At 72.9% G+C, this 9,240-nt stretch carries 8 protein-coding genes; 2 read left to right on the top strand and 6 right to left on the bottom strand.

Annotated elements, in window-relative coordinates; translation table 11 throughout:
• Nucleotides 1-163: 163 nt before the first annotated feature.
• Both AB0B48_RS20300 and AB0B48_RS20295 read right to left on the bottom strand, forming a co-directional pair.
• Entirely contained in the window at nucleotides 164-1,738 is a 1,575-nt protein-coding gene (locus AB0B48_RS20300; protein WP_357203737.1) for an FMN-binding glutamate synthase family protein, read from the bottom strand.
• An 88-nt stretch (nucleotides 1,739-1,826) separates the two neighbouring features.
• Nucleotides 1,827-2,957: an N-acetylmuramoyl-L-alanine amidase gene (locus AB0B48_RS20295; RefSeq protein ID WP_357203735.1), complete on the bottom strand. Its 1,131-nt coding sequence runs from the start codon at nucleotides 2,955-2,957 to the stop codon at nucleotides 1,827-1,829.
• Nucleotides 2,958-3,152: 195 nt separating this feature from the next.
• On the opposite strand from AB0B48_RS20295, the gene AB0B48_RS20290 reads away from it, so the two are divergent.
• Nucleotides 3,153-4,265, top strand: coding sequence for a hypothetical protein (locus AB0B48_RS20290; protein WP_357203733.1), 1,113 nt, complete (start codon nucleotides 3,153-3,155; stop codon nucleotides 4,263-4,265).
• Between the two features lie 272 nt (nucleotides 4,266-4,537).
• Nucleotides 4,538-5,863, top strand: coding sequence for an MFS transporter (locus AB0B48_RS20285; RefSeq protein WP_357203731.1), 1,326 nt, complete (start codon nucleotides 4,538-4,540; stop codon nucleotides 5,861-5,863).
• 177 nt (nucleotides 5,864-6,040) lie between these two features.
• On the opposite strand, the gene AB0B48_RS20280 is transcribed toward AB0B48_RS20285, so the two are convergent.
• From AB0B48_RS20280 to AB0B48_RS20265, 4 genes are all read right to left on the bottom strand, one after another.
• A complete protein-coding gene (locus tag AB0B48_RS20280) occupies nucleotides 6,041-6,457 on the bottom strand; it encodes a YchJ family metal-binding protein (RefSeq protein ID WP_357203729.1) in 417 nt (138 codons plus the stop codon).
• A 23-nt stretch (nucleotides 6,458-6,480) separates the two neighbouring features.
• Nucleotides 6,481-7,248, bottom strand: coding sequence for an SGNH/GDSL hydrolase family protein (locus AB0B48_RS20275; RefSeq protein WP_357203761.1), 768 nt, complete (start codon nucleotides 7,246-7,248; stop codon nucleotides 6,481-6,483).
• Nucleotides 7,249-7,295: 47 nt separating this feature from the next.
• Nucleotides 7,296-8,396, bottom strand: a complete 1,101-nt coding sequence (locus tag AB0B48_RS20270; protein WP_357203727.1) for a magnesium and cobalt transport protein CorA — start codon at nucleotides 8,394-8,396, stop codon at nucleotides 7,296-7,298.
• Nucleotides 8,397-8,543: 147 nt separating this feature from the next.
• Nucleotides 8,544-9,155 (bottom strand): class F sortase, encoded by a 612-nt coding sequence (locus tag AB0B48_RS20265; protein ID WP_357203726.1) that lies wholly within the window; start codon nucleotides 9,153-9,155, stop codon nucleotides 8,544-8,546.
• Nucleotides 9,156-9,240 lie beyond the last annotated feature (85 nt).

The raw sequence follows: 9,240 nt of genomic DNA, 5'->3' as shown, positions 1-9,240 counted from the left end.
GCGATCCGCGATCCGCGATCCGCGATCCGCGATCCGCGATCCGCGATCCGCGATCCGCGATCCGCGATCCGCGATCCGCGATCCGCGATCCGCGATCCGCGATCCCGGGCCCGGTACTTCTCTGCTCCGCGCCTGCGGCCCTCGCCGCCGGATCGGCGTGAGCTCAACCGACGGCAGTGGCGGAGGGCGGGGCGCTGCCGCCCTGGCGTGCCTCCGGGACCATCAGCCGGATGATCTCCGCCTGGTCGGCGGGCGAGGGCAGTCCCCATTCCGGTCGGTAGCCGTACACCTGGTGCAGTGGGGTTGAGGCGGTGCGGCCGTCCAGGATCTCCACGGCGTCGGTGCCGATCAGGCCGGGGTGTTCGACGCCGCAGGCCTCGGCCACCTTGGTCAGGTCCCGGCGTAGCGTCCGCAGGTAGTTGGCCGCCCGGACCGACTTCAACGCCGGGTCCAGCCCACGGGCGAGCCACGCGTTCTGGGTGGCGACGCCGGTGGGGCAGGTGTCGGTGTGGCACTTCTGCGCCTGGATGCAGCCGACCGCCAGCATCGCCTCCCTGCCGACGTTGACCATGTCGCAGCCGAGCGCGAACGCCACGATGGCGTTGTCCGGCAGGCCGAGCTTGCCGCCGCCGACGAAGACCACCTGCTCGTGCAGACCGTGCTCGGCGAAGATCTTGTAGACCCGGGAGAAGCCCTGCTGGAACGGGAGCGACACCGAGTCGGTGAAGATCAGTGGTGCGGCCCCGGTGCCTCCCTCGCCGCCGTCGATCGTCACGAAGTCCACACCCCGGCCGGTGTCCCGCATGAGGGTGGCCAGCTCCTCCCAGAAGCTCAGGTCACCGACCGCCGACTTGATGCCGACCGGCAGGCCCGTCTCGGCGGCCAGCAACTCCACCCAGTCGAGCAGGCTGTCGCAGTCGGAGAACTCGGCGTGCCGGGACGGGCTGACGCAGTCCTGACCGGCCGGGATGCCCCGGGTGGCGGCGATCTCGGCGGACACCTTCGCCCCGGGCAGCAGCCCACCGAGGCTCGGCTTGGCGCCCTGGCTCAGCTTGATCTCCAGCGCCCGCACCGGTGCGCCGGCGACCAGGTCCTTGAGCCGGTCGAGGCTGAACCGGCCGTGCTCGTCCCGGCAGCCGAAGTACGCGGTGCCGAGTTGGAAAATCAGCTCCCCACCGTTGCGATGGTACGGCGACAGACCGCCCTCGCCGGTGTTCTGCAGGCAGCCGGCGAGGGCCGCTCCCTTGTTGAGCGCGGTGATGGCGTTGCCGGAGAGCGAGCCGAAGCTCATTCCGGAGATGTTGACGACCGACTCCGGTCGGAACGCCCGGGCCCGTCCCCGTGCCGCGCCGAGCACCTTCGCGCAGGGCACCCGTACGTCGTGCCCGGCGGTCGGTGCCGACGGCGGCACGGCACGACCGAACGTGCGGTGCTTGATGATCGGGTACCCGGCGGTGTATTCGATGTCGTTGTCGGTGCCGAAACCGAAGTAGTTGTTCTCCTGCTTGGCCGACGCGTACACCCAGCGGCGCTGGTCGCGGGTGAAGGGCCGTTCCTCGTTGTTGCCGGCCACGATGTACTGCCGAAGCTCCGGCCCGATCGTCTCCAACAGGTAGCGGGCCCGGCCGAGGACCGGGAAGTTGCGCAGCAGCGCGTGGTCGCGCTGGATCAGATCCCGCGCGGCGAGTGCCGCGACGGCGGCGGCGACGGCGGGTACGGCTCGACGGGCCCAGGTCATGCCGCAACTCTTTCCGCCGGGGCGGCGGATCAAACCGGTGAGCGTGCTGGTGGCGGTGCGGGTGCGCCCCCGCACCGCCACCACGGGCTCAGCGGTGCCGGAACGACTCGCGGACCGACCCGCCGACGACAGTGCACCAGGTGCTCGTACTGAGCTTGCCGTTGCGGGGCAGCCCGTGCAGCGCCTGAAGGTCCTGCACCGCAGTGCGGGTGGCGTGGTCGTACGCCCCGGTGACGGTGACCGCGTACCCCTTGGTGGCGAGGATTTCCTGCACGGCGGTGACCGGCGCTCCGGCGGCGTGCTGGTCCAACTCCGGCGCGAGCGTCTCCCAGGTCGGCGTGGTGAGGGTGGCGTCCACGTCGACCGCGATGCCGTTGCGGGCCTGCCAGTCCTGCACCGCCGCCACTGTCGCGGCGTCGAACGTGCCGCTGACGATCACCGGGTAGCCCCGGTAGGCGAGCAGGTGCTGCACCACCCGCACCGAGGGGGAGTTGACGAAACGCCACAGGTCCGGCCAGCGGCGCGCCGGCACGTCACCGAGTTTGGTGCCCAGCGCGGCGTGCACCCGCCGCCGCAGCTCGGGGAACTGTCGGTAGAAGGCGGCGCCCGGGCACTCGGTGGTGCGGAAGTCCCAGTGGCCGAAGATGTCGTACGCGTGCAGCCCGTACTGCCGGCAGATCGCGACGCAGAGCTTCACCAGCGAGTCGGTCAACGCGTCCGGTGGCGTCTCGGTGACGTAGGTGCCCTCGTTCTCGATGCCGATGGCCCGGCCGTTCTCACCCGGACAGTGCGCCGAGATCATCTGCCGGTCGCCGGCTTCGAGGCGCTCCAGGCTGCCCCGGCGGCCCTCCAGCACGTACCCGCCACGGCTCACTGTGAAGTGCTGGCCGGTGTCCGACCAGCCGTTGCCGTCCATGTGCAGGTCCTGGCAGTCGTGGGCCAGCTTGACCGCCTGCTCACGGGAGTAGTCGGTGACGTTCGGGAACGCCATGTGGTGCACGATGATCTTGTTGGTGGCGATGGCGCTCACCGACAGCGGGTCCTTCGGCGGGCGGGCGGCCCACTCGTCACAGCTGATGATCCAGTCCAGGTCGGTGCCCGGCGCGGCCTGCGCCGCGCCCGGGAAGGCGAGTTCGCTCCCGACGACGGCGACCGTGGCGGCGCCGAGACCGGCCCGCAGCAGCGTCCGGCGATCCACTTCGGAATGGTCGACGTGCATTGCATCTCCTCCTGCGGCCGACGGCGGGGGGATGAAAAGTAGCTCCAGTGGCCGCACGCACTCCGGAGAATATTGCCAAAACTCGCCCACGCGCTAGAGGGCCGACAGGCCTGATGATCACTGGTGTTTCCGCGTGTCGGGTCGGGGGTAGGTCGGGGCGGACCGTTCCGGCTGCCCCACTTAAGGAATGACCAGATGAGTGACAACGTCAGCGACGCGGTGGGCGACGCTCTCCGCTCGGTGATGCTCTTCCTGCCCAAGGCCGTCGCCTTCCTGGCGATCCTGGTGGCCGGATGGCTGATCGCCAAGGCCGTACTGAAGATCGTGGAGAAGGTCCTCGAACGGGTGGGCTTCGACCGCGCCGTCGAACGCGGCGGCATCCGCCGCGCGTTGAGCCGCTCCCGGTACGACGCCAGTGACATCGTCGCGAAGCTCGTCTACTACGCGGTGCTGCTGTTCACCCTTCAGCTCGCCTTCGGCATCTGGGGCCCGAACCCGATCTCCGACCTTCTCGGCGCGGTGATCGCGTGGCTGCCCCGCGCCTTCGTCGCGATCGTCATCGTCGTGGTCGCCGCCGCCATCGCCAACGCGGTCAAGGACATCATCAGCGGCGCGCTCGGCGGCCTGTCGTACGGCCGGGTGCTGGCCACCATCGCCTCGGTGTTCATCCTCGGCCTCGGCGTCATCGCGGCGCTGAACCAGATCGGCGTGGCCACCGCGGTCACCACCCCCGTGCTGATCGCCGTGCTGGCCACTATCGGCGGCATCCTCGTCGTCGGTGTCGGCGGCGGTCTGATCCGTCCGATGCAGAGCCGTTGGGAGTCGTGGCTGACCCGCGCCGAGCGGGAGTCGCAGCTGATCGCCGAGCACGCCCAGGCGTACCGGGCCAGCCGCCGCGACGCCGAGGCCGCGCTGGCCCGCCGGTCGGCCACCACCAGCGACGCGGAGGCCACCCAGGTGGTGACCCGGCCCACCGACGCCGACGCCACCCAGGTGGTGACCCGGCCCACCGACCCGGAGGCCACCCAGGTCGTCCACTTCCCGGTCAGCTCCGACACCACCCAGGCGGTCAACCGCAGCGCCGGCGACGAGCCGACGCCGACACCGGCCCGGCCCTCAGCGACCGACCACACGACGCAGGTGGTCAGCGGCTCGGCCGATTCGGACGTCACGCAGGCGGTGGGCGCCGGCGTCGACCCCGACACCACCCAGGTGGTCACGGGCGGCACCGATCGCGCGGTGCCCGGCCAGCGCACCAGCGACGACAGCGAGACCACCACCGTCATCCCGCCGCTCGACCGGCGCTGACACCAGCGGTACGGCGGCGGGGCGGGACCGATTCGGTCCCGCCCCGCCTCTCGTTGTCCGCCACGCCACGCCCCCTCCCGTCCCGTCCCGTCCCGCCCACCCGGCCCGGTCCGCGCTGCTCGGCGCGCCGAAAGCGCTGGCCGAGGCCGCGCCGGTTGTCTAGCATCGCGGGCATGACCTGGCGACATTGATCCAGCAGCGTCTGCCGATCCCGTGGGCCACCACGGTCACCGCACGTCCGGTGTCCGTCTCCACTCCCACGGGAAGGCCCCATGACCCTCATCGCTTCGCGCGTGCCCGAGCCGGCGGTCCGTCGGCTGACGGCGACCCTCTACGGGTACGCGTTCCTCAGTGACCTGGTCCTGCTCTACCCCCTGTACGTGGTGTTCTTCGCCGACACCGGGCTGTCGGTGGGGCAGATCGCGTCGCTCTTCGTCATCTGGTCCGCCGCCGGAATCCTGTTCGAGGTGCCCTCCGGCGCCTGGGCCGACGTGCTGTCCCGCCGATTGTTGCTGTGCCTCGCCCCGCTGGTGGCCGCCGCCGGTTTCGCGCTCTGGGTGCTGCTGCCGTCGTACCCGGCCTTCGCTGTCGGCTTCCTGCTCTGGGGCGCTGGTGGCGCACTGGTCTCCGGTGCGCTGGAGGCGTTGGTCTGGACCGAGTTGGACCGGCTCGGCGCTGTCGACCGGTACGCCCGGGTGCTCGGGCGGGCGCGGACGGCGGGTGTGCTGGGCGTGGTGGTCTCCGGAGTGCTCGCCGGCCCGGTGCTCGCCGTCGGCGGGTATCCGGTGGTCGGCGCGGCCAGCGTGCTCGCCTGCCTGCTCGCCGCGATCGTCGCCACCCGCTTCCCGGAACACCGCGCGCCCGCCGCCGTCGGCGTTCCGGTCGCCGAGCCGGCGGCGGCCGTCCGGCCGGTGGGTGCCGCACCACCCCGGCAGGACGAACCCGTGAGCCCGGACGACGATGGTGACCTGGGGTGGTGGGACACGCTGCGGGCCGGGGTCTCGCAGGTCCGCACCCGTCCGCCGGTACGGGCCGCCGTGCTGCTGGTGGCCGTGGTCGCCGCCGACTGGGGCGCCCTGGACGAGTACACCCCGCTGCTCGCCCTGGACACCGGCGTCGGGGGGCAAACCGTACCCCTGCTGCTTCTGCTGCTCTGGGCCGGAGTCACAGTCGGTGGGCTGCTCGCCCCGGCGGGGGAGCGGCTGGGCAGCCGAGGTTACGCCGCGCTGGTGGGGCTGGTCGGCGTCGCGCTCGCCGCAGGCGCCCTGTTGCGGCACCCGGCGGGGTTCGTGCTGCTCGCGGTGGCCTTCGGGGCCGCGCAGTTGGCCACCGTGCTGGCCGACGCGCGGCTCCAGGCCCGGATCGTCGGCAGCAGCCGGGCTACCGTCACCTCCCTGGCCGGGATGGCCACGGACGTGCTGATCATCGTGACGTACGCCGCCTACGGCCTGCTCGCCACGGCGGCCGGCAACGCGGTGGCGTTCGCGCTGACCGCCGGGGCGTACCTCGTGGTGGCGCTGGTGCTGCTGACCCGCCGCCGGCATTGGACGACAGTGCCCACCGCGGTGGCTGCGGCGGTGCCGGGCGGCCCGGACTGACCGGGGCCCGGCGGCGGCCTCCGCGGGCCGCTCGGCTCCGGTCAGCTTCTCGTGCAGGACGTTGACCCGGGCCTTCGACTCGCCGACAGCGTCGATGCCGACGACGATCCTGGTGGGGCACCCGGCCCAGTCGGCCCGGAAGCTGCGCGGCGCGGTGGCGGTGCGGACGCGCACCCGTCAGGGTTGGTCACCGTCGAGGTAGACCCACCGGCCGTCCTCGCGGACGAACCGGCTGTGTTCGGTCAACGTGCCGGGCCGGCCCGCGTCCCGGTAGTGGGCGTGGAAGGTCACAGTGCCGGCGGTGTCGAGCAGGCCGCCCCGCTCGGTCTCCACGATCTCCAGTCGGGTCCACCGCTGCCCCGGGTCAAGCTCCAGGGAGGCGGGCCGGGTCGAGGAGTGCCAGCTGCGCAGCAGGTAACCCGAGTCGCCGAGGGCGAAGGCGCTGAACCGGGAGCGCATCAACGCCTCGGCCGTTGCCGGGGCGTCGCCGCCGTGCGCCGGCGCGCAGCAGTCCGGGTACGCCCGGCCGGAACCGCACGGGCACGCCCGTCCCGTTGTCGCGTTCGCCCGCCGACGTCCCGCACCCTTACCCACGTCGCCATCCTGCCGCACCCGACCTAGTCCAGCGGCACCGGCAGCGGCACCGGGCGCTTGGCCACCCGGTGGTCGCCCGACGACTGGCCCCGCAGGTGCCGGGCCAGCCAGGGCAGCAGGTGCCGGCGGGTCCAGGCCAGCTCGGCACCGAACACCTCGCCGCGGCGCCGCCGGGGTGCCGGCGGCAACGGCTGCGTCCAGGAGTCGTCGAACCCGGGCAGACCCGCCGTGTACGCCAGTGCGGCGGCGATGCGCTCGTGCCCGGCGCTGTTGGCGTGCAGCCGGTCGTCGCTCCACAGCCGGGGATCGGAGGATACCGGGTGGGCGCCCAGGTCGAGGAGGGTGGCGCCGGTCCGTGCGGTGGCGGCCCGCAGCGCCTCGTTGAGCGCCAGCATGCGACCACGCAGCGGCCGGGCCAACGGCATCACGGGCGCCGGATCCGGCATCGTGAAGGTCAGCACCGTGGCCCCCTGGTCGACCAGTGCCTGCTGCATCGCCGCGACGTCCCCGGCGACCTGGTCCGCGTCGAAGGAGGGGCGCAGCACGTCGTTCATGCCGGCGACCACGGTGGCCAGGTCGGGGGCCAGGTCGAGGGCGGGCTGGAGCTGCTCGGCGCGGATCAACGCGGTGGTCCGGCCCCGGATGGCCAGGTTCGCGTATTCCAGACCGCCCTGGGCGCGGGCCACCGCCAGGGCGAACCGGTCGGCCCAGCCCCGGTAGCCGCCGATGCCGTCCGGGTCGTCGAGCCCTTCGGTGGTGCTGTCGCCGATCGCCACGTACCGCTGCCACATCACCCGCGCGAGGTTAGCCCTCGGTCAGCTCGGGCGGACCACCGACCTCACAGCCAGCCGGAGCGGCGGAACAGCCGGTACAGGAACAGGGCTGCCGCCGCCATCAGGGTGAGGGCCCCGGCGTAGCCGTAGCGCCAGGCCAGCTCGGGCATGTGGTTGAAGTTCATGCCGTAGATGCCGGCGATGCCGGTCTGGGTGGCCGCGATGGCCGCCCAGGCGGCGATCTTGCGCATGTCGTTGTTCTGCTCGACGGCGAGCTGCGCCAGCCGCGACTGGACGATCGAGGTGAGCAGGTCGTCGTACGCGGCCACCCGGTCCACCGCCCGGCTCAGCCGGCCGTCGACGTCGACGAACCAGCGGTGCAGGGCGCGCGGCGGGCCGTCGGGTTCGAGCAGCGTACGCATCGGCCCCTGCAACGGCAGGACCGCGCGCTTGAACTCCACCACCTCCCGTTTGAGCTGGTAGATGTGCTGGATGTCGACGGCGCGGTCGCGGGCGAACACCGCCTCCTCGACCCGCTCCAGGTCCCGTTCCACGTGGCCGGCCACCTCCAGGTAGGAGTCGACCATGCGGGCGCAGACCGCGTACGCCACCGCCCACGGGCCGGCGGCCAGCAGCGCGGGGCGGCGCTCGATGTCGGCGCGAACGCTGCGCAGCGCCCCGGCGGCACCGTGCCGCACCGTGATGGCGAAGCGGTCACCGAGCAGCACCATGACGTCCCCGGTGTCGATCACCTCGGAGGTCTCGGTCAGCTCGTCGTGCTCCACGTACCCGGCGGTGCGCAGGACCAGCAGCGTGACCGGCCCGTGGCGCTGCACGGTGGGCCGGTGCCCGTCGGCGAGCGCCTGTTCGACTGTCAGTTCGTCGAGGCCGAAGGTCTGGCCGACTGCGGCGAGCACCGCCGGGCCGGGATCGTGCAGTCCCAGCCACACGAAGGCGTCGCGGCCGTGCCGCGCCCGGGCGTACGCGTCGGCGTAGTGCGGTTGACCGGGTTCCCGGCGGCCCTTGAGGTAGACGGCGCAGTCGACCACGGCGTCCGGGTTGGACCGGCGGAGGTTGGGGGAGTCGCCCTCGACCCGCCCGAGCAGTCGACGGGCCAGGGCGCGTACGCCTCGACCGGTCCGATTCCGTACCGGTCGCTGATCCACCGCGTGCCTCCCCGTCGCCGGCGTACCGTCCCGATCAGGGGATGGTGCCACCGCATTCTGCCGACGAGGGTCCGGCTCCCGACAGCGGGGAGGCGGCGCGGGCGGCTCGGGCAGGCGGTCCGGTTCCGGCGGTGCGGGTGGCCCGGTTCAGGCGGTGCGGGTGGCGAAGACGACGACGTTGTCGACGTAGTTGCCGGTCGCCGCGTCGAACCGGCCGCCGCAGGTGATCAGGCGCAGCCCGGCGGCGTCCGCCGGGCCGTAGACCAGGGCGGTGGGGAAGTGCTCCTTCGGGTACGCCCGCACCTCGTCCACTGTGAACGTGGCGACCCGTGCGTCGGCGCGGGTGACCTGCACCTGCTGCCCGGCGCGGAGCCGACCGAGATCGAAGAAGACCGCCGGGCCGGACGGCGCGTCGACGTGTCCGACCAGGACAGCGTTGCCGGTCTCACCGGGGCTGACCCCGTACCGGTACCAGCCGGCGAGGGTGGGCCGGTCCAGTGGCGGCACCTCCAGCACGCCGGCGGCGTCGGCGCCGACGGGGACGATGTCGGCGCGTACGTCGATGGCGGGGATCTGCACCCGGACCGGCGCGGCGGGTGGCAACGGAGCCAGGTCCGGTGCGGGGTGGGTGCGGGTCGGCGCGTCGGCCGACGGTCGTGGTGGCCGCGCCGGGTCGGCGGTGAGGCCGACGGTGATCAGCCCGAGCCCGGTCACGCCGAGCAGGGCCACCACTGCCGGTAGGGTCCGCCGCCACCGCACGTGTGCACCTCCGTACCGGATTGTCGGGGTTGGCGCCGCCGGGGGGACGGCGGGGGGGACCCGCAGAGGGGATGTAACGTGGGCG

This window comes from Micromonospora sp. NPDC049089, assembly GCF_040648775.1.
Lineage (GTDB): Bacteria > Actinomycetota > Actinomycetes > Mycobacteriales > Micromonosporaceae > Micromonospora.
Note: the sequence above shows the minus strand (reverse complement) of the source record. Positions and strands in the feature narration are given on the sequence as shown.

What these genes read in the sequence shown, in the direction of transcription:
- AB0B48_RS20300 (WP_357203737.1), bottom strand. Translation starts at nt 1,738, where the DNA reads ATGACCTGGGCCCGTCGAGCCGTACCCGCCGTCGCCGCCGCCGTCGCG.
- AB0B48_RS20295 (WP_357203735.1), bottom strand. Translation starts at nt 2,957, where the DNA reads ATGCACGTCGACCATTCCGAAGTGGATCGCCGGACGCTGCTGCGGGCC.
- AB0B48_RS20290 (WP_357203733.1), top strand. Translation starts at nt 3,153, where the DNA reads ATGAGTGACAACGTCAGCGACGCGGTGGGCGACGCTCTCCGCTCGGTG.
- AB0B48_RS20285 (WP_357203731.1), top strand. Translation starts at nt 4,538, where the DNA reads ATGACCCTCATCGCTTCGCGCGTGCCCGAGCCGGCGGTCCGTCGGCTG.
- AB0B48_RS20275 (WP_357203761.1), bottom strand. Translation starts at nt 7,248, where the DNA reads ATGTGGCAGCGGTACGTGGCGATCGGCGACAGCACCACCGAAGGGCTC.